The sequence below is a fragment of the Tolypothrix sp. PCC 7601 genome, assembly GCF_025677855.1.
Taxonomy (GTDB): domain Bacteria; phylum Cyanobacteriota; class Cyanobacteriia; order Cyanobacteriales; family Nostocaceae; genus Aulosira; species Aulosira diplosiphon.
In genome coordinates, this window is record NZ_CP064879.1 from 7,781,195 (window position 1) to 7,806,940 (window position 25,746).

The window sequence follows — 25,746 nt, forward strand, 5'->3', positions numbered from 1 at the left end:
AATCGCGTCTCCCCCGATGAATCGCTTAACCAAACCGTTTTTCTCCCTTTCCCCTTTCCCCTTTCCCCCTTAACCCAAAATTATTGAGATTCATCCTCAAGGACGCTATACCAACATCTTGAGGCAGATGACGCTAACCAGTAAATCAGTATCCAATATATCAGAGGCGAGTAATATGCTGGGATAAGGAGACTGATGGCATGAGTTGGCGAGCAATTTTGGGGTTATTCCAAGAGACTTTCAAAGAATGGAGTGAGGATAAAGCCTCACGGTTAGCAGCAGCTTTAGCTTATTACACAATATTTTCCATTGCACCATTACTAATTATTGTTATTGCCGTTGTTGGTGCGGTATTTGGCGAAGAAGCCGCCAGAGGTGAAATTTTTCGCCAAATTCAAGGATTAGTTGGTACACAAGGCGCAAAATTTATTGAAACAGCTATTCAAAATGCCAACCAACCAACAACAGGAACTATCGCTTCTCTGATTAGTATCCTAGTTCTGCTATTAGGTGCTACAGGTTTATTTACCGAGTTGCAAGATGCACTCAACACCATTTGGGAAGTAAAGCCAAAACCAGGAAGAGGAGTTAACACTATGGTTCGCCAGCGTGTTTTATCATTCACTATGGTGTTAGGAATTGGCTTTTTACTATTAGTTTCTTTAGTAATTAGTGCAGGTTTGAGTGCAATAGTAGCTTTCTTTAGTAACCTAGTACCGGGTGTTGATTTTCTCTGGCAAATTGTTAACTTTCTTCTAGGTTTTGCCATCACTACAGTACTATTTGGACTCATTTTTAAAGTTTTACCAGATGTGAAAATTACTTGGGGTGATGTTTTAATAGGCGCTTCTATCACCTCACTTTTGTTTTCCATAGGTCGATTTTTGTTAGGACAATATTTAGGTAATGGTAGTTTTGGCTCAACCTATGGTGCAGCTGGTTCGCTGGTAGTAATTCTTGCGTGGATTTATTACGCTGCTCAAATTCTCTTTTTTGGTGCTGAGTTTACCCAAGTTTACGCCAGAAGATATGGCAGTGGAATTACCCCTACTAAACACGCTGTACCTCTCAATCATGAGAGTTCTACTAATCCAGGTATCCAAGATAGCACTACCAATCAGCCGAGAATATCTTCTTCCCGCAAGCAGCCTTCTAACCTGATTAATCGCATCATGCGTTCATTTACCAAACCCAAAGGTGTTAAAAAGAGAAGAAGAAATTAAATTCCATCTTGTTGCAAACTTGGTAAAGTATAATCTGTCAGCAAACCAGTTAGCATACTCTTGCTTCCCAGAATGCGCGGATGGGTAGGTGTGGAAAATGTAGTCTCACTCAAAATAGGCGAAACCATTTGTGCATAAGACTTGCACCTATTTATTGATGTTCAACCACCCGCGCGCCTTACATAGAAAGACTTTCAGCTATTTTGGTTTTGCCTTTTTGCGATCGCCTATGTTATCATTGCTCCATCCGCGTAACAGAACCTTGAAAACCGCATATACATTAGCTTTGAAACTTCCGCCGTTGAAATTTCACTTAATCCCTATTAGGGATTGAAACTGCCAACAAAGAATGAATTAATTTTTCTCTGAGGTTGAAATTTCACTTAATCCCTATTAGGGATTGAAACAGGCATTGCCGATGGTGGGACTTATGCAAGTGGGTTGAAATTTCACTTAATCCCTATTAGGGATTGAAACTCCTTAGCTTTTCCCTTAGCTGCTTTGGTGCTTGGTTGAAATTTCACTTAATCCCTATTAGGGATTGAAACGGAAGATGCTAAGAAACGCGGGGCATCTAATTGTTGAAATTTCACTTAATCCCTATTAGGGATTGAAACATCTCGTAGCTGATACTAAGCTAGCTATTTTAGGTTGAAATTTCACTTAATCCCTATTAGGGATTGAAACAAGATGGGCAGGAGTATTTACATGATGCTGGCGTGACGTTGAAATTTCACTTAATCCCTATTAGGGATTGAAACGGGGTTTTGATTTCAGCTTGAACTTCTTGCTTTTCGGTTGAAATTTCACTTAATCCCTATTAGGGATTGAAACGATTTAGAAGCAGCTTCAGCTTTAACAATTGCTTGTGTTGAAATTTCACTTAATCCCTATTAGGGATTGAAACTTGAACCCAGGGCCAGAAGCCGAGTAACTGCTAGTTGAAATTTCACTTAATCCCTATTAGGGATTGAAACCACTAAGCACCAAGCATAGGGGAATTTAGCATTATGTTGAAATTTCACTTAATCCCTATTAGGGATTGAAACTTTGAGTACTGGCGTAGAGTTGTAACACAACGAGTTGAAATTTTATTGGCGTTGCATATTTGCGGGATGAATTCAGACTTCGGGAAAAAGCTAAAAGTCGATTCTTTGCGCCTTTGCGCCTTTGCGTGAGACAAAAATCATCCCATCAATCAGCAACGCCATTTTATTTACTCTCTGTCAGAGACCATTTATGCAGTGAATCTGAGGTAGGGTGTGTTACGGCTGTGAAAGGATTTGAGACTTAGAGAAAGATTAGATTTAGCCGTAACGCACCGTCGCGTGGATGGTGCGTTAGGCGCTAGGATAATTATTGCGTGACAAATCATATTGAAAATAAGCACCTAACACACCCTACAGCAAAATTTGACTTACTCTCTTCAGGATTAAAACCCTTTGCTTCCAAGCAAGCACGGATGATAAAAATGAAGTTGAACTCCATAAAAAAGCCCGCTTGTGCGGGCTTTTTATTGATTACCAAACTCTACAAATTGCCTATTACCTTATGCAACATTCAGAAAACCAGTCTGAATCAAATAAGCAGTATAGGTCATAAACATTTCCGAACTAATTGGCGGACAAACAATAGAACTACCTTCTAATGCTTTGAGAGTTTCCTCGCAGCTAATATGAGGTCTTCTGGCTTGTAGATACAAATCGGGAATTGTTAATTGTTCATCAGACCAGCGTTCTAACAAAAATGGCCGTAGAGTATATAAAGGATTGTCCGTAGAAGAGACATTATTAATTAACTCTGCTTGCCATTGGTCGTAAGGAATCGCCTTCACAGGATAACCGAAGGATTGTACCCACTTAATTAAGGTGCTTAAAGGCGCTGGTTGAGGATGTTGTAAATGGAATGCTTTACCTATAGATGAAGGCTGCATTGAGAGATAAACAATCGCCTTGCTAACATAATCTACAGGAGACATATCCATCATGTATTCTACATCTGGGAAATATCCCATTTGCAGACAGCCTTTGACCATCAAGTTGATAAAGTCATGGGTGTTACAAATACCTGTTTGGCTATCTCCAGAAATTAATGGTGGTCTGTGGATAGTTACAGGTAAACCTCTGTCACGGGCAATTTTCACTAACTTCTCAGCTACCCATTTTGTTTGGGAATAACCAAGGAAAATTCCTTCCCAATGCGCGAAGTCATCTTGCTCTTTCACTACCTTACCAGCATAAGCAGGTGATTCAAACACCGCCACACTAGAAACGTAATGTACAGGCTTGAGTTTGATTTGACTAGCTAATCTCAATACTTCTTGAGTTCCTAACACATTAGCTGCTTTCAATGCTGAATAGGGGAAAACATAATTCAGCAAAGCACCACTATGATAAATGGTGTCAATATTAGCAGCTAAAATTTGGAACTGTTCTGCGCCCATACCCAATAATGGGAGAGCTAAATCCCCTACAACTGGGATAATTCTCGACTTATATTTTTCATCCCAAATTGCGTAAGATTCGAGATTTTTTGCTAATTTGCTCTGACCTTCTTGAGCGTTAGCAGCCCGGACTAAGCAATATATATTGGCATTAGTTTGCTGCAACAATTCCCGAATAATAAATGCACCTAAATAACCTGTACCACCAGTTAAAAAGATGTTTTTTGGTTCAGTAATTGTAACTGGAGGTAAAGCGTCAGGGCGAATTGTGGGGTCAAGAACTACCTCGGCGTTTAAATCTAAAGCCGGGAGAGGAGCATTCGCAGGGGCATTATTTGTGTCTTGAACTACTGCATCTTCGGGTAAATCTTCTGCTAAACGCTGAGAAAGAGCAGCAATATTGGGATAATGCCACAACAGCAAAGGCGAAGGTTGGAAGCCCAGCATTTTCTCTAATTTGCTGACGAGAATCATTGCTTGGGCTGAATCCAAACCGTAGTTTTCTAAATGTTCGTTGACATCTATCTCGTCAGTTTCTACCCCTAGTAACTCAGCCAGATTAGCAACCAGCCAGGCTTGAATATCTGCGGCACTATAAGAATGTTTTGAATTCATTTTTTTACATCTCCAATGTAGAACTAGCTGGGCGATACTGACTGTAGTAATCGGGAATTTGTAAGCCTTGAAATCTCAAACTTTGGATGCGATATAAAAATGCTGCTCCGGTCATAATATGGTTAGCAACATCAACAACTTTGCGGTTTTGAGGTTCTGCTAAATAAGTACCGCGTACCCAGTCATTGAAGCTACCCATTGCCGGGCCGCACCAAATTTGATAATCAACTTCTCGTCCCTTTTCGCCAGAACTAGACCAACGGGAAGATAATCCTAAATACCAACGGAAAATCAATGCCATTTTCAATTTAGGATTATTAACTGCCTTGCCCAGTTTCTCCGGATTTTTTTGGGATAAATAAGCTGCTGTTCCTTCCCAAACTTCGGCAATAGTTTTCCGGAAAACTTGTTTTTCTAATTTCTCTCTTTCAGCTAGAGGAATTTCTTCAATGGAGTCATAAGCGCGGTATAACTCATACAACTTTTGCGCCCGCATTGGGAACATGGTGCCGCGTTTGAGAACTTGTAATTTGACTCCCATTTCAAACATATCAGCAGCCGGAGCCATCATGACATCAGCCATTTCTGCTTGGGCGAGCAACTTTTTAGTATGTTCACAAGCGCCAGATTCCACACAAGCTTGATTAATCGAACCTGTGACTACATAAGCTGCACCCATCATAAAAGCAGCTAAAGCTGATTGTGGTGTGGCAATTCCACCCGCTACCCCAATGCGAATAGGTTGAGAGTAATGATATTGTGCTTGAATTTCATCTCTCAAAGCCATGATGGAAGGTAACAAACAAACCAGAGGACGATTATCTGTATGTCCGCCAGAATCAGCTTCCACAGTAATATCATCCGCCATTGGCACTTGCGCTGCTAGAGTTGCTTGTAACTCGGTGATTAACCCTTGTTGTACAAGTTCCTTGAGGATTTTAGCTGGTGCTGGTTGGAGGAATTTGCTGGCTACTTCTCTACGAGAAATTTTAGCAATGACTTTATTTTTGATTTCAATTTGATTGGCCGCATTCAAACTTAATCCCGCAGCCCGATAATAAACAATGTTGGGAGTTAAATCCAAAAATGCTGAAGCTTCCACAACTCTCACGCCATATTTGAGGAATAAATCCACAGCACGGCGTTCAATTGTTGGTTCATTAGGGCTGTGAATTAAATTAAAAGCATAGGGGCCTTGGGGTAAGGCTTGTTGAATTTTGTTGATAGCAGCTTCCAAGTTTTCTGGGCTTAAACCACCAGCACCAAAGGAACTTAAAATTTTCTCTTTTCCTAGGGCAATTACCATTTCTTCGGAAGCAATAGCGCCAGCCATTGCCCCAGTTCCATAGGCATATTTCACTCCATAAGAGGAGAGAAAAGAGGGGTCACCTAGCTGTTGAATTTTAATTGGGGGAATGGATGCTAACAGTTCTATTGGTGATGTTACAGTCCCATCTAGGGGGCATAAATATCCCACATTGGTAACACCAATTCTGCCGCCGGCGTTCACAATATAACAGGGTTGATCTAAGTTGAGAAATTTAACTACTATTCCTGGTTGATCAAAAGAAATACAATCTGGGGAACCTTTCCAAATGAGGTTTTGTCCATAGGAATAGCAGGTAAATCCTAGTCCATTTTCGTGTTGACTTAGTGGCGCATCTACAGTAGTCACGCTAGTTATCCCTCGATTTATAAGCAAAGGTTTCTAAAGGATGAATGGTGAAAAAGAGGTAATACCAATTTTTTCTATCTTGGGCGTTACTGTGTTTTGTAAAGTTCGTTAAATATCGAGTGGAGTGCAGAAGTTTTTTTTGGTCGAACCGCAGAGGACGCAGAGAACGCAGAGAGAAGAGAAATGATAGAGTTGAAAAATTGGTATTAAGTAGGTCGGCGAAATTAAAGATAACTGGCTGAGGCTGTCATTTGTCCTTGGTCATTTGTCATTGGTAAGGATTTCAAGCCTATTTACTTTTCTTAGCATAGTTTGGTTTATTTTCACCGACTTACTTTTAGAAGATTGAGGTACTGGGTCAAAATCCCAGTCCCCATTCCCCAGTCCCCAATCCCTAATTAAGCTTCTTCCTTCAGTAAGTTTTGAGCGCAAGCTAATTGCAATTGAATGATTTCGCTCATTTGCTGACTAAAATCTTGTCGAGATTTTAAGAAAGCTGTATGAGATTTAGTCAAATTGGCATTGTTAGCATTGAGCTTTTGATATTGAGTCTTATTTAAATCGAGCATACGGATAGTTTGGCCGGGTTTACGAGTTATATTTGATGGAGTAAAGCTGGGCTGTGTTGGTTTTTGGAGAGTGGTAGTTATCTCAAAGGATTGTAATTGTTCCGTTGAGACTAAACCGTGTTCCATGATATTTTTCTCTGCGATTTCTTCTGGTTGATTTGTGGGCAGTAAAATATCATCAACGGGTTGATTATTGGTAGCAATTACCACTGGAGTATTCAGTGAATTGAATACTGGATTTACTCTTTGATAATCAACCGTAGCGGTGTTGTTTGGGGTTTTGCTAGCTAAATTTTGGAAGATTTGGCGATTTTCTTCGCTTAAGATAGTAGCCGTAATTGACTTACCACCCAAGGTAATATTTCGTTGGGTTAATTTATTTTTCTTCTCAGTTTCTTGGGTGAGGTCGTAAAGAGATGATATGTCTAACTCAACTCGATGACTGAGCAATTTAGCTAGGGCTTTAACTATCGTAGGATGGTCATCCATACCTCGACGATTGAGGGAGACGGTGATATGTTCTTTCCCTTCGAGAATTTTGCTTACCCAGCGAGAACAAACACCGCCAGCACCAGCTTCGACAAAGATTTTGACTCCATCGGCGTAAACGCGGTTCACTAAGCGCGGAAAATCTAGTTGTTGACTCAGTCCGGTGGCGATACTGTGGGCTACTACTTCACTGTTCAGGGAGATAGGTTTATAGCCAGCCGCAGAATAGAAGGTGATTCCGGGTATGTCTTGAGTTGGTAATGTATTCAGTTTAACTAACTCTGCGTACTCCGATCGCATGGCTTCACAATGGATGACATGGTCGAATGGCGCAGGGAAAGCGTTGCAACCAAGGGCTTTGATGACGCGCTGACAAGCTGCTGGTTCACCGGCAATTAATACTTCTTCTGGTGTATTAATTTGCGTTAAATATACACGACTCTCATTTTTCAGACATTCTCTAACTTTCTCTGGGGTAGTCATGAGTACATAGTTAGCCCAGAAGTTATTATCTGAAGCGTCTGTGGCTGGAGGTAATCCCCAATATTCACGCACCGCATTTTTTGGCCCTGATAACCTGTCGCCAAATAAAGCTGAGGAGTTAAAGCTGTTACTACCAGCAAAGAAATCACTCCAAACGCCTTGGGATACCATCATGCTGGTTTCGCCCAGGCTATAGCCAAACACATATTTCGGTTTGACTTGAAAGCGATCGCGAATTACGGTAGTAATGAGTCTGGTAAAGAACATTTCCGCTTCAAACATTGCTAGGGAATCATCTAGCAACTTCTTCTCTAGGGTTTCTAGTTCTCTAGTAGACAACTTATGCAAGCTTCTGGGGAATACGAGTTTCTCAACATCTGAGACTCGTTTATACAAACTCTTAACGAAAGGTTCAGCTTGCAAATCGGGGAAGAGGCGGAAGAGAGTCCGACCAATACCGACATAGGAATTCACCGCCGCCGGATACACATAGGCAACCTCAGCCTCTTTACCCAAAGGTTTAGAGGTGAAATAACTACCTATTGGTGTTTGCCAATCACTACCCTTGTCAAAGGCAGTATTTATCCCTTTGTGGGCTGAGGCGATTTCTTTGAGTAATTCCTTTTTGTTGCGTCCAGTAATCGCTAGGGTGTATTTCGCTGTTTGATGCTGCTGGAATTTAACAAAGTTCTGACTAGCTGTATGAGATAGAGACTCAGATTTCTCAATCTCTTGTTGCAGATTATCTAAGAGATTGAATAAAGCTGAACGGTCATCAGCGGCTAATGGGAACAGGTAAAAAGGCCGTTGTTGGAGATATCTACTACTGTGATTAACTTGGTCTGGTTCATCCGACAAGATGACATGGGCGCAAGTCCCATCACAACCGATACCATTGATGGCGGCGATTCTATGGGTACTATCTTTATGGAGGAACCAAGGTCTTGATTCCGTGGCGACAAAGAAAGGACTACCTTGCCAAACCTGGGGCGTTTTCACACCAGACCAATTAGGGGTAGCCGGAATATAGTTGTGATAGAGACACAAAGCTGTTTTGATTAAGCTAGCAATTCCCGATGCTACATAGGTGTGTCCGATATTGGCTTTAACACTCCCAATGGCACAATGTAGACCATCACCGACAGAGGGGTAAGCTTGCAGCATCCCCGCAATTTCTGCCTCATCTTCCTCTGGGAAACCACTAGCAACCACTTCTACATAGTTAACCTCTGATGGCTGAATTCCCGCCATTTGGAAAGCCGATTGACAGACTTGGTTAATCGTCTCCCCATCTACAGCCGTAGAAGCAGCTTGACCGATACTAACAGCATCAATCACCGCATAAATGCGATCGCCATTTTGTTTTGCCGTATCATAACGCTTGAGGACAACTGCACCTGCACCTTCGCCCACTGTCCAACCGTTAGCATTTTGGTCGTAGCTTAAGGTATTAGCGCCAGTATTTACCGTTCCCCATTGGCTACGCAGTAAGACATTTTCAATCCCACCAGCCAAATCCACAGCACCAACCACAACCGCATCTACTTCCTCATTTATTAGTAGCATTTGTGCTACTTCCAATGCCTTGAAAGCAGAGGTTTCCACCGCCGTCATCGTAAAGGATGGGCCAGTAAAATTCCACAGTGCAGAAATCCGACTCGCCATAATATTGGCGATGTAACTCAGGTATTCACCAATCTCTACTTGATGGTGAATGCTATCTTTAACTATTGTTTCTAACTGAGCAATTTTATCTGGTGGTAAGGCAATTTCCGCAGCATTCAAACCATCTTTAATCTGCCACGATAAATTCCAGCGTTGTTGCAGTTGATGCACAGACAAATCTGCTTCAGCCGCAATCACAACAGCAACATTTGCCCCTTCTTGAATCCCTGCATCTTTTAACGCCCCATCTGCGACTGTTAACAGTAACAGTTGTTGAGGATTGAGTTGTTCTACTTCATTGGGAGGGATTTTATAAGTTAAAGTATCGATGGCAAAATCTTGGATATATCCGCCTACTGGCGCTTTACCATCTGGTAAACCGTATTCTTTGAGTAAATCTGCTTTCTCGTCTATGCCATACCATCTTTGAGAAGGTAGGGGGACAAAATGCTGTTTGCCGTCATAAATACTACGTTCAAAAGCATCTAAATCTTGACATTCACCAAAAAAGGCATCCATGCCGACAATAGCAATTTTGCCTGATTGTATTTCTTGTTCAAACATTGTTTATTTACAAAGGATGAAGTATGAATGATGTTCGCGAAGCGTCTCCGAAGGAGAAGGATGAAGTATGTTAAAAAGATTGTTTTTTCATTTGCCGCAATTAGAGAGGACTTATGCAAAATCTCTCTATAGCCCTCTTCCCTTTGTGTCCTTCGTGCCTTCGTGGTTAGTTTTCTACTAATTCATAACGAACCGCGAAGACGCGAAGTGCGCTAAGAAAGGAAAGAAAGAAGAAAATCTAGACTTTTGACATCGGCGTTTATCGGCGGTTAAATCTTCTTAAACTTCATCCTGCTTTTCCAAAATCAAATGTGAATTGGTTCCGCCAAAACCAAAAGCACTTAAAGCTGCACGTTTCACAGGCGAATTATTAGGCCATTTCGTCGCTGTTCTCACAATATTGTTGCTAGAAATGACACTGTTTTCCGTCCCCATCGGTTCATTAACATTAATCGTGGCTGGAATTACACCCGCATTCATGCTATGAATAGTTTTTGCCAAACCAACCATACCAGCCGCTACTAATAAGTGACCGACATTCGATTTTGCAGAACCGACTAAAGGCGATGCTTGGTGTTCGCCAAAGAAAGTTTCTACAGAGTTAAATTCTGTGGTATCTCCTAATAATGTGCCTGTCGCATGACATTCTATATAATCAATATCTTTCGGGCTGATTTGTGCTTCTTGATATGCCCGTTCAAAAGCGAGAATTTGTCCTCTAGAATTGGGACTTAATAAATGCTTACCTTTGCCATCATTAGAAAGTCCATTACCAGCAATGGTGGCAAGAATTTTATCACCATCTCTCACAGCATCGCTGTAACGTTTCAGCATTACCATCCCAATACCATCGGATGTAATTAAGCCGCGAGAAGACTTATCTAAAGGACGGCTAATTCCATTTTCGGGATAACCTTGAATACCCGAAAATAGCATTCGTAAAAATAGCGGATCGACACAACTCATCGCCCCTGCTAACATGACATCAGCTTTACGCGATCGCAAATAGTAAGAGGCTAGCTTAATCGCATAAAATGATGACGAGCAAGCCGCGTCTATACAAAAATGATTACCGGATAAAGAAAAGGCTTGGGAGACGAGCGCGGCGGGAAAGCCGGTTATCATCGCATTATACGGGGAAGCCTTCGTCTTTGTTGGTAACGCAGCCAACCGGAAATTTTCATCTTGTACAAGTTCTGCGATCGCAGGGTTAATTGTTTGCTGGTAAATTGGAGCAAACAATTGATTAGACTTCTTGGTGGGTAAGGATAAAGTCCCCAGAATTACCCCACATTTTGAGAGAACTTGGCGATTTCCCCAATAGCCGCTACTCTGAATCGCTTGTTTAGCTGCATATAGCGACCATTTCATGGAATTATCCAAACTTTCTACCAATTCCGCAGGTAAATTGTATTCGCTGGGGTCAAATTGGAAATTACGAATAAATCCACCTTGGAGAAAATAAATTTTTTCCGGTTTTCCCTTAATTGGATCGTAAAATATTGTGGGATCTACACCCAAATCTGCAACAGTAGTAGCTGAAGTTGCATCTTTCTCATTTGTCAGGTTTTGCCAAAACTGCTCAGGATTATTGGCATCAGGAAAGAGGCAAGATAACCCGATAATTGCTATTTTCTCCACTGCTGATATCCTCATTGGGGTATTAAACAAAAGGGGGATATGCTCGCTTTTTTAAATATTCTCCCCTTGACTTTATGGGCGGTTTGTTAAAAAAATAACTTTCACAAATCAAAGAGGAAAGCTAGATAACAACCGCATAAATTGGATTCCCCGAGATGGCAAGATTTACGCCGTTAATCAAGCTAAATCAAATGGCAGTTATAGCATTTCAGAATTGATTATAATACATCTAAATTTGTATTTCATCAATAAAGAAATGCTATAAATATCACGAATTCATTACTTAGCTTGCAGCAAACTCATGGGCGCAACCACAGCCTTGGCTCCCAGGATACGTGAGTATAATTTACCTGCGCGATCGTGCAGAATAAAATCGGCAGTTAACCCAGTAGCTTTTTTCTCCTTAATATCACAAGAAACATAAAATATTTCATCAACTGGTATTGCTCTATACTGTTCAGAAGTTGTTAACTGTCCAGGTAAGCAAACTTCATTATGATAATGACTTAACCACACCCATAAAGGTTGGGTACTCAAGTCAGTAGCATAAGGATTGTGCCAATGAATCGGAAATTGTCCTTGTTGTTGGGGAGTGATTTGTGCCCAATAGCATTCTGTAGTAATTTTCTCGGGGCTAATATTTAAAACTCTTTGGATTTGTTGAAAACATGGGCCATGAAATAATGTCGATGGGCCATTTTGATATAAATCTTTACCCCTAGCGGTAATAATGTTATCTTCTGTCAAATTCACTGCATCATATATAGGTGCATCAGGTAATTCTCGCACCAGTTTGATAGTAGAAGTGAAATGATAGTGAATTTTACCTGCGGGAGTTTTGCTGAAAATAGTGGTTTGGAATTCGATAAACTCGCCGTCAGATTTGGCAATTTCTTTGAGTTGCAAAATATGTTCGCTGGCTACCGATTCATTAAAGGTAATTCCCTTTAAAACCTTAAAATCTTTGCAGCTGAAATATCTATAACCAGGGTAAGCTTCTTCACAGCCATTAATCATCCAGGACATTGCACAGGTAGCGGGAACTACTGGATAACCAGCAATCACATGATCCATTAAAAATGGATTAGCTGCAACTGTGATGCGGCGACGAATATAGTGAGTTTTCAGTTCAGAATCTAAAGGTGCAGGTGGGGGAACCAGAGGACTACCAATTACCAGTTGCGTAGTGTCGTGATGCTTGGGGTTGAGTTCTTTAACTAACATTTTGGTTCCCACTTCCACGGGGATAATGTCAATTCCCCGTTCTGCAAAAGCTTTTTTCAGTTCTGGGGTAACCATTCCGCTATCCCAACCGCCCCAGTTAATCGCCACAACGTGACAGTTGGGGTAGTACTGCTTCATTACGTGGGCGGATTTGTTGAGAATTTCATTTGCGATCGCATAATCGGATTGACCGATATTGCCGTAAAATCCAGTGACGGAGGAGAACAACACTAAATGCTGGAGTTGTTCTGCGGGAACGCAATCTAACAGGTTTTCTAATCCATGAACTTTGGCGGTGTAAACCTTTTCAAAATCCTGTTCGGTTTTCTTTTCAATTAATTTATCAGCTAAATTGCCTGCGCCATGTATGATACCGGTAATTGGCCCCATGCGGTTAACTACAGCCGCCAAGTTTGCTTTTAACCCTTGGGTATCTGTGACATCAACGCTTAAATATTCAGCAGTTGCGCCTGTTTGTTGAATAGCGGCGAGGGTTTTTTTAATTTCCCGGCTGGAGTGAATTTTGTTATAAATTTTTTGTACACTCATGGGTGTAGGCTTCTCACCTTGAGCGAGAAGATTTTCCATGATGCGTTTTTTTAATGCAGGTTCTTCAAAGCAATTTTGCGCGTATTCTGGTTCGGTTTCTAATAATTCGGAACGTCCCAAAAGGATGAATTTACAAGGTTGTTTTTTGGCGAGTTCAATTGTGCATTCGGCGGTGATACCTTTAGCGCCGCCGCTAACTAGAAAAACTGATGAGGGACGAATAGGTGTTTGTGTTGCCATATTTCAATTTTGGATTTTTAACCGCCGATAATTACTGATAGTTTTTACTCTTGTTTTCTCTCCTCTGCGCCTCTGTGTCTCTGCGTGAGAAAAAAGATTTTTAAACGAACCACAGAGACGCAGAGAACACAGAGAAAGAAGAGTTTTAGAGAAAGGGAGATGAGGTGACATTATTCCTTATCTCCCTTATTTGCTTACTTATCAGATGAAGTAACTAAGGTAACTCTTCCCTGAGCGCTGTAGCCAACTTCACTGAGATAAAGATTAGAATCGTGCAGTTCAGCAATGATGTGTTGTGCTGATTGTTGAGCATCGAGAGCAGGACTAATATCAACTGCTCTGGTGTAAACTTTGGGCCATTCCCATCTCATTGTTTTGGTTAAACCAGCTAAACCGGCTCCGATGACTCCAAAGTTGGTGTTATGCTCAAACCCGAAGGCTCCATCTAAACGAGCTACTGTGAGAAAACAACTGCGTCCGTAACGTGCGGCTTCGTTGAGGGATTTTTTCAGGTGTTTGGCCATGAAGAAGACGTGTTTAACGATCGCCTTTTCTTGTTCAATGTAAGGAAGTGTCTTTGTGTGACTGACTTGGAAGACTGGGTGAATATGGATGAAGGCCCCAATGCTGCCGATGTTACTTGCGATGCCGTCGGCAACCCCTACGGGGAACGCAGATAATTTATCTTGCAGTAGTTGTTCGCTGAAATCTACTAGGGTGATGCGGGTAACGCCTGGGGGTAAGAGTGCTTGTTGGGGAATTACCGCTTGGGGGAAGCTGAGAACTACAACTTTCCAGTCTTGATCCACTAAGGATTGCACTACCACCGAGGTGGTGAGGGAACCATCATCGGTGACTAAGGCGATGTGTCCCTCTGGTAAGTTGAAGTCTAAGTAATCGGGTTGGGGGAGGTATTTGAGTTTGATGGGTAGACGTTGAACGTTATGCTCTACATCTATTATCGGCTCGTTGTCAAACTCAAATTCATGCTTTTTTTTTTCACCTCCAGCCAGCTTCTGGAGATAATCAACTATTTGACCGATGGTGCGGAGGTCGCCGAGTTCTTCAATATTTGGTTTGGGTAAGTCGGGGTACATGTCTTGCATTGCACCCAGGATTTCTACTCGTTTGATGGAGTCAATCCCTAAGTCGGCTTCCATGTCCATTTCCATTTCCAGCATCTCTACTGGATAACCAGTTTTTTCACTGGTAATGTTGAGTAGGGTTTGACCGATGTCTGCGTAGTCAGCGCTGGTTGTGGTTTCAGTTGTGGTTTCAACTTCAGGCGCGAAGGAAACTACTTCGCTGAGGGGAACTACTGGCTCAGGTGCAGCTACTACTGCAACTGGGGCGACTGGTTCAGGTGCAGTGACTACGGTTGCAACTGGGGCGACTACTGGGGGAATCTCTGCTACTTCTTGTACAGGAGCAGCTACAGCTACGTTACCAGCAGCGTGGTTTTGCAGATATTCTACAACTTGGCCAATGGTGCGTTTTTCGGCTAATTCTTCTAAGTTGGGCTTGGGTAGGTCGGGGTATAATTCTTGCAATCCGCCTAAGATTTCTACCCGTTTGATGGAGTCAATACCTAAGTCTGCCTCCATGTCCATGTCCATCTCTAACATTTCGATGGGGTAGCCTGTCTTTTCACTGGTGATGGTTAACAGGTTAGTACCCAGTTGAGATAAATCGATGGTGCTAGATGCAGGTGCAGGTGCTGCTACAGGTGCGGGTTCGGGAATGAAAGCAACTGTTTCTGCTACAGGTGCAGGAATCTCAACTACAGGTTGAGGGGGAATTTCCACAACTGGAGGCGCAGGAATTTCTGCTACAGGCTCAGGCTGAGGTTCAACAATTTTGGGAGCGGAGCCATTTTTGGCTACAGGCTCAACTTTTGCCTCAACTACAGGTGCAGTCAGAGTTTCAACAATTTTGGCGGTGGGTGGAACGGGTGCTTCGGTAACAGCTTCGCTCACGAAGGGTAATGTTACCTGTGGTAAGGTGATTTCTTCACCAGTAACCAGGTGAGAATACTCTTGCTGAATTAGTTGGAAAAAGTTTTTGGTATATGCAATTTGCTCTTGGAGATATTGCTCATGGATGCGTAGAGTTTCACCTTGTTGGGAATGAAACTGCATCATGCTGCGCTCTAAGCTTTCCATGACCATTTGCTTGAGCTTGGCGGTTTCTGTTGAAGTTTTAGCTTCAGCGAGTAAAGCGTTTTGTTGTTGCATCAGTTGGAAAAATGTTTTGGCATATTCCATCTGATGATTGAGATATTGTTCGTGAACTTGTAAATTTTCGCTTTGATTGTTCTGAAATTGAGCCAGGAGATATTCTAAACTTTCTAGAACTTGTTGATAATTTACAGGTTTTTCAGGTGTTTGCATCTTTGATTCCTGGGCTGGTATTTGTAAAAGGGTCGCAGGATTCATTTGAGGCTTGGTTTCGGGAGCATAAGCAGCGCCGTTCATGACTGGGGTAGGGGCAGTTTTCTTATGTCCGTTAGTGTGAATGGGTGTGGGACTTACAGGTTCTATGTTCACAGGTGCAGGTGCAGGTGCAGAGATTGCGGGGGTGATGGTAACTTCAGGTATAGGTGCAGATACTGCGGGGGTAACGGTAACTTCAGATGCAGGTGCAGATACTGCGGGAGTAACGGTAACTTCAGATGTGGGTGCAGCTAGCTTGACTTTATGCCCGTTTTGTAAAGCTTGCGGGAAGGCATTTTTGGTTTTTTCCGACACAAAATTAATGCCGTTTAACTTCACCGTTAACGCTTTTTTCTTCTCGTTTTCGGGTGCGGGTAAGGCGGGAGGTAGTTGATAAGGATCGAGATTTTGCAAATTCATCCCCACTACACGCAACTGTACAGCTGCTTCGCGCAAAGAGCGATCGCTGTTCTTTTGGGTGCTGGGGTTTAAGGAAATGGTCAGGTGTGGGCGATCGCCTAAAATATCTTTGACTAAGTTGCTGAGTATTCTGCGGGGGCCAAATTCGACAAAGCAGTAACCACCAGCAGCGTAGATATTCTCAATCTCTTGCTTAAACAGCACCGAGTTGGAGAGGTGACTTTCCAAAACTTTTTGAATTGCAGGTGCTTCTTGGGGGTACTTTAGCCCAGTAACGTTGCTGAAAACTGGGAGTTGGGGAATTTGGAATTTAACAGACTTAGTTGCGATCGCAAAGGATTTCTGAGCAAAAGCAATTAATGGGGTGTGGAAGGCTGCGGATACGGGTAGTAATACAGCCGCACAACCTTTGTCATGCAATACTTGGCGAACTTTCGCGATTTCGGCGGTGGGGCCAGCTAACACCACTTGGGTAGGAGAATTGATATTAGCGATTAACACCTGAGGGTAATGTCTAACAATCGCTTCTACCTTGGCAATGTCTTCTTTGACTGCCAACATACTACCGCGATCGTGGTCTGGGTCTTCGGGAGCCGCCATTGCTTGACCGCGTGCTTTCACCAGGAACAAGTAATCTTCTTCGCTTAATACACCCGCAGCCCATAAAGCTGTTAGTTCACCAAAGCTGTGTCCTGCAACGAAATCGGATTTGAAACCAGCTTGTTGCAGAATTTTATACAGCCCAGCACTCAATACCCCAATTGCAGGTTGAGCATATTCTGTGCGCTGTAAAGCGGCTACTTGAGCATTCTTTTCTGTTTCTTCAAATGCTGGGTTGGGGAAGACAATTTCCGACAATGAGCGCAAGTTATCTTTCAGCAACAGGCTGTCCATCTTGCTGTAAAGCCGACGCATTTGGGGGAAGTTCATCACCAATTCCCGGCCCATCTCTAAATATTGAGAACCTTGTCCAGAGAACAGCGCCACAACTTTACCAGCCAAATTCATTCCCGAAGAACGGAAATAAATACCTTGGGGATGCTCCCAAGAGATAGCTGCACCTTTGTGCTTCAGCCAATCCAAACTAATTTGCAATAACTTGCAAGCTTCTTGCAGATTCTCAGCTACAAAACCAACTCTCGCAGATGTTTGGGGAATTTCTTGCGCTGTAGAATCTTGCATCAATTGGGCGTAATGTCTTTCGCCGTCCTTAGACTGCAAATTCGCCAAGGTTGCTTCGCACTTGGAGATTAGTTGAGCAGAAGTCCCAGCAAACAGCAGAATTTCCGCAGGTGCATTATGTAAGCGGTAAGGCTTTTCTTGTTCGGCTTCGTATTCTTCTAAAACCACGTGGTAATTTGTCCCGCCAAAACCAAAGGAACTCACACCAGCACGTCTTGGCGCGTCACCTTCGGCGCGAATCCAAGGTCTGGTTTCGGTATTCAAATAGAATGAGGAATTTTTAATGTTGAGTTTGGGGTTTGGCTCAGTAATGTTAATTGTCGGTGGCAATATCTTGTGATGTAATGCCAAAGCAGTTTTAATTAAACTTGCTGCACCTGCTGCTGCTTTTGTATGTCCAATTTGGGACTTCACGCTACCCAGTGCAATATGCTGCTTCTTAGAATCATGTTCGCCAAAGAAATCGCGCAAAGAGCCGAATTCTGTGGGGTCGCCAGCCATTGTCCCTGTACCATGTGCTTCCATCAAGCCAACGGTAGCGGGAGAAAAGCCAGCATCTTCATAAGCACGTTCTAAGGCTTTAACTTGACCTTCTTTGCGGGGAGCATAAATACTCTTGTAGCGGCCATCGCTAGAAGTACCAATACCTTTGATCACTGCATAGATTTTATCGTTGTCCCGTTCCGCATCTTCTAAGCGCTTGAGGACAATCATCCCGATACCTTCACCCAGCATCATCCCATCGGACTTAGCATCGAAAGGTTTGACATTCTCGCTAGGAGAAACAGCCGGGGTTTTGCTGAAGGAGATATAAGCCATGATGGTGTTGTCTGTATCCACACCACCAGTCAGCATCATATCGCTGCGATACTCAACTAGTTCGCTAATCGCCATTTTCAAAGCGCCGAAGGAACTAGCACAAGCTGCGTCAACTACACAGTTCATCCCGCCAAAATTCAAACGGTTGGCGATTCTCCCAGCCACAACGTTAGCTAACATCCCCGGGAATGCATTTTCATCCCACTTGACGTAAGCGCTTTTGATTTTTTCGATAATTTTGGCGGTATCTTCATCAGATAAACCACTGCTTTTCAGCGCTTTTTCCCAAACAGGATATTCTAACCTGGCGGAAAGTGGCATACCTAATTGCTTCGCCATCGCCACACCAAGGATTACCCCCACCATTTCGCGGTTGTAATCACGCGCTTCACCGTAACCAGCATCTTCCATTGCTTCTTTCGCAACCACTAAACTTAATAGTTGCGATACGTCGGTAACTTCTAAAATGCTGGGGGGAATACCGAATTCCATTGGGTTAAAATCAACCTCAGGAATAAACCCGCCGCGTTTGCAATAGGTTTTATCTTCCGGTGTTCTGGGGTTTGGATCGTAGTAATCTTTAACGCTCCAGTGAGTTTCTGGAACATCTGTAATACAGTCGGCTTTGCTAATAATATTGCGCCAATATTCCCGTAAATTCCGTGACTTAGGAAATAAAGATGCCATCCCAATAATGGCTATAGGATTTTGTTGTAATTGTCTGTTAATCTTGTTAATGGAAATTGGCTTATCCGACTTCACTTTTTTCTCCTCTATAAACTTAATCAAAGTTTTTTCACAACTGTTGATCTGGCTTTCTAAATCAGCCAAGGCAGCATCAATGGAATTAGCAGACATAGGACATAACGAATCTGAAGGACTTTGAATTGCAAAGCCACAGAATTTTCTGTTGCTGTACAATAATGAAAGCTATCTGTTTGACGAGCAGCTAGCTATCCTATCTGCAAAAGCTAAATGCTTTTTGGGAATTAACACCACACACAATAAGTAAAGGATGAAGGATAAAGGCTAAAGGTTAAAGGGTGAATCCCATACTATTTGGTTAAGCGTTTTGAACTCAAAATTGGTTTTGGGCAAAGGTTAAAAGTTAAGGATTAAAGGTTGATTTTTTCCCTTTTCCCATTCTCCTTTTTCCCCTTAACCGACAAGTATTGAGAGTGAATCATATTTCACACTTCAACCTACACACTTGATCAAGCAGTGATTTTGAAAATCCTAGACAACGCCCGACTCTTGATATTGTGGTAGCAAGTCAATGACGTTGTTGAAGTTACTAAAATAGTCTTGAAGCGCTGTAGCAGCTTGACCTGTGAATTCTAGCCATTCGTAATGATAGATATTTTGGGCAACTGCATCCCACTGAAGCAAGGGAAACTTAGGAGTAGCTATTAGGACAGAAACGCTCTTTTCTCCCAAACTAGTTTGACTATCTAAGTTGATTGCAGCCACATAGCTGGTGTTAATGACAACGTTCTGTATCTTGATAAATGTCATAGCCAGTTTCAGCTTCCAGGATAATGTATTTTATGCAATTCGCCCGATAGAAGTTGACAAGTTCGTTACAGAAAAAACCTCAATTTCACTCCGAATAGATGCAGTAATTTAAACATTAATCGAGCCTTCATAAGGTGGTAACAATGCCGCCGGCTTTAGTTATTTCTTTCATGCTCCCAAGAAAAAAACTAATTTACCTGCCGCTTTGAAAGACTTGAATTAATACAAACACTAGCACAATTTGCATCCCACGCAGCATCGGTTTAAAGGAATTTAAGAAAAAAAATTGAGTGTTGCTGACAAAAAGATTTGATTAAGGCTAAAGCACGAGTGTCAGCTTTAGCCTTGTTTATCAACCTCATATTCACTTGCTGATTGGCTAGATATTGATTAAATAACAATTACAATAATCACCGTAATAAATAAGTTAGATAGATAACGTTGTCATTGGTACAAAGATTGTATGAAGCCTTAACCGTATTTTTTTCAACATAACATCATATTTACCCAAAATTTTTTGATGTTTTATCAAGATAATTCAACTTAAACAAATAATAAGTGCTTTATAAAGCAAAGGTTAATTTTGATAAAAGTGCATGGTAAGCAGATGGGGAATGGGGAATGGGGAATGGGGAATGAGTAATGAGTAATGGGGAATGAGTAATGGGTAATGAGTAATGGGTAATGAGTAATGGGTAATGAGTAATGGGGAATAGTTAGGTGTAGTAGGCAGTCAAAAATTCATTAATTTTGCTGGGTTGCTAGATCCCCGACTTCTCTAAGAAGTCGGGGATCTGACCCCTCGCAACTCGTCATCACTTTTGGATGTGTCGCTAACTACAGCAGTTTTTCTGTGCATGGCATATACTACTCTATGATTATTCTTAACAGAATTCTCTTGAAGCTCAGTAATGAACAGCATCTTTACCCCCGAAGAAATTACTGCCCTCTCTGCGGAAATTGACCGCCAGTTAATAGAACTGCGCTCTGCTCCAGATTCAGCGCAAAAACAAGGAGAGGATAAAATATCAGATGAAAAGTTGCTGGTAAAACAAACCGAAGTAATTACACAAGTTACACAAGAAAATTCTCGGAGTTTTTTGCAGAAATTTGGACGCGCTGCTAAAAGTGATTTATGCCAAGAAGGGGGAATGCTGAATAAGCAGTGGCAGAAATGGGGTGATTTGGATAATAAGGATGCTGTGGAACGCTTGGGTGGGGTGTTGGTAGGGATGGGTTTTTCGGGGGATGTGTTATCGCCTTTAGTTGTTGCAATTACGGTGATTATTATTCATATTGGGTTGAAAGCTTTTTGTGAAGATTATTCTTCGGAAGTGGATAATAAATGAATTTTGCATCACGCACAGGCGCGGAGAGTAAGAGTAGTAGGGTGTGTTATGCCGTAGGCTAACGCACCTCATACCATTTTGAAAAAAATGCGACAGATGGTAGGAGCAAGGCAATGCCCAGTGGTGTCCACTTAAGCTAAAAGCTATATAGGCGGGCGTTGTGCAAAAACTTTCGCCCTCATCCCCTAACCCCTTCTCCCCCGGGAGAAGGGGAATTAAATCTCTTGCTCTCACAGGAGAAGGGAAATTAAATCTCTAGAATTGTGCAAAAACTTTCGCCCTCATCCCCTAACCCCTTCTCCCCCGGGAGAAGGGGAATTAAATCTCTTGCTCCCCCAGGAGAAGGAAAATTAAATCTCTTGCTCCCCTCTCCCACCGGGAGAGGGGTTGGGGGTGAGGGCGAAAACCTTGCAACCAAGCGGGTTTCGCGTTAAGTTGACACCTATGGGCAAGGCATTGCCTAGAATAATTGATGTGTCGCAAATATGATCGCGGTTATCGGTTGAGTCTACACAGTCTTAAGGGCACGGCAGTGCCGATGCCCCTACAGGTGACGATATAATTTTGTCTGGCATCTAACATCAGAAGCGCGATTTTTGACTTGGTATTAGATTCTTGGCGGTGCGTTGCGCTGCGCGACAACACACCCTACTTTTACGGTGAATTACGAATTACGAATTACGAATTACGAATTATTTAATAACGCTTCAAGGGATTGAGGGTCAGCAATACCCCGCAGGATAGCGGAGATAATCATAGAATGTTCCAAATTTAACGGCTCGCACAGTATATTCTCATCTCGCTCGCCGGCTAAGATGCGACGGATGGGAGCAACGAGATTTGGCAAATCTTCTGCACGATTCTTTATCTCAATTTCTAGCTGTTCCCTGATTTCTGCATTATCCACAACAGCTACTACCCCTGCAATCAACCGCCTATATTTCCGCAACTCATACTGTGTCCCCGCAAACGCCGCTTTTTCTTGTCTTGCTTGGCGACGATATTCTTTAGCTTGGATGCTGTCGCCCTGCTTGTCGGCAATATCTGCCAAGATGTCATAGGCGTTCCAAATCTTAGCCGCAGCTGGGTCTAAGGTTTTCTTGATAGCTAATGCTTCTTCTGCCAATTGTCGGGCTTCGCTGAGGCGGTGGGGTTGGTTTTGTAGTATGAAAGCGAGGTTACTTAATATTTGAGATGCAGTTGCTTGATTTTCTAATTGTTGAAATTGCTTCAAAGCCTTACGAAACCAAGCCTCTGCCTCTCCCAGGTTCCCTGTAAGTGCATTGAGATTGCCTAATTGTTGCCAAGTACTTGCTGCATCTGCCAGATTTCCTAGAGATTCTTTAATTTGTGCTGATTTTCGGTAGGCATCTTCCGCAGCGTCCCACAAATTGCCTTCTTCGTACACTATACCCAGGTTATGCCAAGCCTTGGCTTCTGTTGCTGGTTCGTTGAGTTGCTGGAAAGTAGTCAGTGCTTCACGGTAACGCTGTTCTGCTTCTGAAAGATTGCCTTGCTGCATGGCTAGAGTTCCGAGTTGAAAATTTGATACCGCAGCGTTACGAGGGTCTCCAACTTCTTGGGCAATATCTAATCCTGCTTCATAAGCAATGCGTGCCTCACCATAATCTCCCATATCCGTCAGCGTATCTGCCAATTCAGTCTGCGACGTTCCCATCAGTTGCTTGACATTATCAGACTGTTCCAACTGCTGCGCCACTACCAACGCCTGACGGTAAATTTCTGCTGCTTGTGCTGTTTGTCTTTGCAATCTCAAGCACCGCCCCAGCCAACCCAAAGTATTACAGCGGTTATAGCTTGGTTGTTCGCCCAACTCTGCCAGTATCTCACTAAACACTTGCGCTGCTTGTTGATAGCGACCAGCATTGAATAATTGCTCGCCTGAACTACTACGGCTGAGATACCATGTATCAGAACCTACTTCCCCAGTTAACTGAGCAATCCGTTGATTTAATCTAGTGCGATCGCGGTTAAGTCCAAAGTAACCAAGAAATCTGTTTACATTTTTAACAAACTCTACCGCCCATTCTATACCTGCATTCAACGTCCCATTAACTGCATAAAGTAAATTCGGTAATTCCCGTTCGGCAATGGCACGAATTATATGAGGATTTTTGCTATCTTCAAAATACAAATAGCTAGAAATTTGATAATACCACTCTTGATAATGGGCAAGCAGTTCTGTCTGTGCTTCTGGGGATAAGCGCTGCCACAAGGCAGGTGCTAAGGTGGGGTGAAATTTGAGAAAAGGATAGCGGACACCAGGCAAATATTCGGGCTGAATTAAACCAGTGGCTTCTAAAGCTGGGCGCAAAGTTTGCCATTGTGACTCAGAAATTTCTGTAATTTCCAGCAAGTTAATGTCAAACGCCCCGCCCTGAAACACGCCTAAACGAGGCAACAACTGCATTGCTTCAGCATCCAACCTTTCCAAAGATAAATTCAACGATGCCAAGAGGGGATTATCTGGTGTTTGGGCAATCAACGCTTCTAAGCGTTGTCCCAACTCTGCCGGACGGCGATTTTCCAACTGTTTCGCTAACAAACCAATGGACAGGGGATGAAAATCCACCAGTTTAAATAATTCCAATAATACGCCCCGTTTAGGTGGGTCAAATTTGGGTGCTAGCGTCAGTTTAATCAAACTCTGGAAATACGCTAGGGCATCTTCTTGTCCCAAACCTCGCAAAGATAAGGAGATATGTTTGCGACTGCCTTGTGTGGGATAATCGGGATGGTGAAAATCTGGTGTGCGAGTGGTGAGTAATACCCGACATTCCCCAACCTCAGACCACTGTTTTGCCACAGTTAACAGTTCCCGGAGAGTTTCTACTGGCAAGGTTTCTAAGTTATCTAAAATCAGCAAAGTAGCTTGCTTACGCAACGCCTGAGTTGCCGCCGCCCCATCAATTAAACTCTCGTCTAACACTGTCGCCAGGGTGCTAACTGCCCAGCCTACAGCATCCACACCACCAAAAGCAGCATAATCTACAAAACAAACTTTCTCAAACATCCCTGTGCGGTGTAACCAACGTCCTGCTTCCTGGACAAGATAGGTTTTTCCCTGTCCACCAAAACCCGATACTGTGAGGCGGCGCGTTCCCTGCACAAACCATCTTTCTATCTGCCATAATTCCCGGCTACGACCGAAGAATCCAGCTTCTTGTAAATCCGGCAAGTTTCCCCATTTTGGTGACTCGCCGCTTTCTTGGTTGTTCAAGTCTTGCTGCAATAATGAGGTATCCCCAGCCGCTTGATACAACGCAGGTAAAAACCAATCTTGCAATTTTAACTGTACTCGTTGCTCACCCCGTTGCCGTTCTCCCCGTTGTTGGTTGAGATACAAGTCTCGCCGCGCATTATCTAATGCTTCACCCATACCAGCACCAGATACTAAACCCTGATAAAATTTAGCAAACAGTTGTTGGGTAGTTGTCACTAATACCGAATGAGTCATTGCCAAGACTGTGGGAATACCTGCATGGGTTAACCTAGCGGCTACACTACCCATTGCATCTTCTCCATCTTCCCCACCCATCGCCGCCGACTGACAGGCAGACAAAACAATTAACCCCACTTTTTGCCGATTCAGCATATCACCCAAGGTTTCGGCAGTAATCAGGGCTTTTTTCCCTTCTTTATCCTCAAATAACAAATAACCTATATTGCCGCCGTTCTCGTTCCCGCCTTTAGTTAGTCCCACGGGGTCGCTATGTTTAGCCTGTTCTTGGAAACGCCCATCTAAATCAAATACCCCATGACCGTCAAAATGCACAATATCAACAGGGGGTTGGCGCGAGTCTTCTAGCCGCGCTACTAAATTATCCAAGGTGGCTGGACGCAAAAATTCTACCTCAACTCTTCCGGCTGCTGCTTGTTGAATGGCGTTCAATACTGCCATTGCTTCACCACGGGGGTCAATAAATCCCGCATCACTGGGACGACTGACGACAAACAATAACCGCAATCGGTCTTTGACTTGCACTTTAAACGGCCTGCGTCCACCCCCTGCACCAGCCAAGCGGCGACGAATCGAAATGCGGGGATTTTCGTGAAATAAATAAGTACCTTGTGGGTCGCGTAACAATTCCCAAGGCAGGGATAAAATTGCTGGATGACTAGCGCTGATTGTTAATAAGCGTCCTGGTTGATTTTGATCTTGAAAATAATTAAACAGCCGTTGAGCAGTCCGATGTTGAAAAACCGCATTAAATAAATCTTCGCCCCATTGCCGGAATTTTTTTGCTATCCCTTCCGCCCGTGTATCGTCTACATCTGTGGTGTAACGTGCCGCATAAGTTTCTAAGTACCAGCGAATCTCTTCTCTGTCTGCTGCACTCAATGGTGAGGCAAAATCCAGCCTCTCAGTGTCTTGCCCATCAAATGTGACAATGACTTGATGATTCTCTGGGAAGCGGAGATTTAATTCCATAGCCGGCGGTTTGGGTGTAGAAGCTTACTTTAGATGATACAAGCTGTTTAGGGTGAATTACGTAAAGATGCTAGGCGATCGCGTTTCCTTATATTCTAGAGGGCATGGCAGTGCCTATTTGTGTCAATTTAAGGTGAAAGCCGCTTGGTTGCAGGGTTTCGCCCTCACCCCCAGCCCCTCTCCCACCGGGAGAGGG

Annotated in this window: 11 protein-coding genes and 1 CRISPR repeat array; of the genes, 2 read left to right on the forward strand and 9 right to left on the reverse strand. The window is 43.0% G+C overall.

The features are described 5' to 3' along the window. Positions 1–200 precede the first annotated feature (200 nt). Positions 201–1,223 (forward strand): YihY/virulence factor BrkB family protein, encoded by a 1,023-nt coding sequence (locus HG267_RS31560; RefSeq protein ID WP_045874169.1) that lies wholly within the window; start codon positions 201–203, stop codon positions 1,221–1,223. Here the strand turns inward: HG267_RS31560 and HG267_RS31565 are convergent. From HG267_RS31565 to HG267_RS31600, 8 genes are all read right to left on the reverse strand, one after another. Next, a complete protein-coding gene (locus tag HG267_RS31565) occupies positions 1,220–1,351 on the reverse strand; it encodes a hypothetical protein (RefSeq protein ID WP_255325364.1) in 132 nt (43 codons plus the stop codon). The two genes, HG267_RS31560 and HG267_RS31565, sit on opposite strands and share 4 nt — an antisense overlap. Positions 1,352–1,523: 172 nt before the next feature. Next, positions 1,524–2,272: direct repeats of the CRISPR family, unit length 37 nt; unit sequence GTTGAAATTTCACTTAATCCCTATTAGGGATTGAAAC. Positions 2,273–2,772: 500 nt separating this feature from the next. Then, on the reverse strand, positions 2,773–4,281 hold the full coding sequence (locus tag HG267_RS31570; protein ID WP_045874170.1) for a thioester reductase domain-containing protein: 1,509 nt from the start codon (positions 4,279–4,281) through the stop codon (positions 2,773–2,775). A 4-nt stretch (positions 4,282–4,285) separates the two neighbouring features. After that, positions 4,286–5,956: a PfaD family polyunsaturated fatty acid/polyketide biosynthesis protein gene (locus HG267_RS31575; RefSeq protein WP_045874171.1), complete on the reverse strand. Its 1,671-nt coding sequence runs from the start codon at positions 5,954–5,956 to the stop codon at positions 4,286–4,288. Positions 5,957–6,354: 398 nt separating this feature from the next. Beyond that, the gene (locus tag HG267_RS31580) at positions 6,355–9,726 is read right to left on the reverse strand and encodes a PfaB family protein (RefSeq protein WP_045874172.1); all 3,372 of its coding nucleotides are present in this window, start codon (positions 9,724–9,726) and stop codon (positions 6,355–6,357) included. A gap of 279 nt (positions 9,727–10,005) precedes the next feature. After that, positions 10,006–11,367, reverse strand: coding sequence for a polyketide synthase (locus HG267_RS31585; protein WP_045874234.1), 1,362 nt, complete (start codon positions 11,365–11,367; stop codon positions 10,006–10,008). Between the two features lie 279 nt (positions 11,368–11,646). Next, entirely contained in the window at positions 11,647–13,380 is a 1,734-nt protein-coding gene (locus HG267_RS31590) for an SDR family NAD(P)-dependent oxidoreductase (protein ID WP_045874173.1), read from the reverse strand. A gap of 194 nt (positions 13,381–13,574) precedes the next feature. Continuing rightward, the gene (locus HG267_RS31595) at positions 13,575–19,091 is read right to left on the reverse strand and encodes a type I polyketide synthase (RefSeq protein ID WP_096621759.1); all 5,517 of its coding nucleotides are present in this window, start codon (positions 19,089–19,091) and stop codon (positions 13,575–13,577) included. A 378-nt stretch (positions 19,092–19,469) separates the two neighbouring features. Then, the gene (locus HG267_RS31600) at positions 19,470–19,748 is read right to left on the reverse strand and encodes a hypothetical protein (protein WP_045874176.1); all 279 of its coding nucleotides are present in this window, start codon (positions 19,746–19,748) and stop codon (positions 19,470–19,472) included. Between the two features lie 911 nt (positions 19,749–20,659). Here HG267_RS31600 and HG267_RS31605 point away from each other — a divergent pair. Then, entirely contained in the window at positions 20,660–21,097 is a 438-nt protein-coding gene (locus HG267_RS31605) for a hypothetical protein (protein ID WP_045874177.1), read from the forward strand. A 685-nt stretch (positions 21,098–21,782) separates the two neighbouring features. Here HG267_RS31605 and HG267_RS31610 read toward each other — a convergent pair. Further along, positions 21,783–25,550, reverse strand: a complete 3,768-nt coding sequence (locus HG267_RS31610; protein ID WP_045874178.1) for a CHAT domain-containing protein — start codon at positions 25,548–25,550, stop codon at positions 21,783–21,785. Positions 25,551–25,746: the final 196 nt, after the last annotated feature.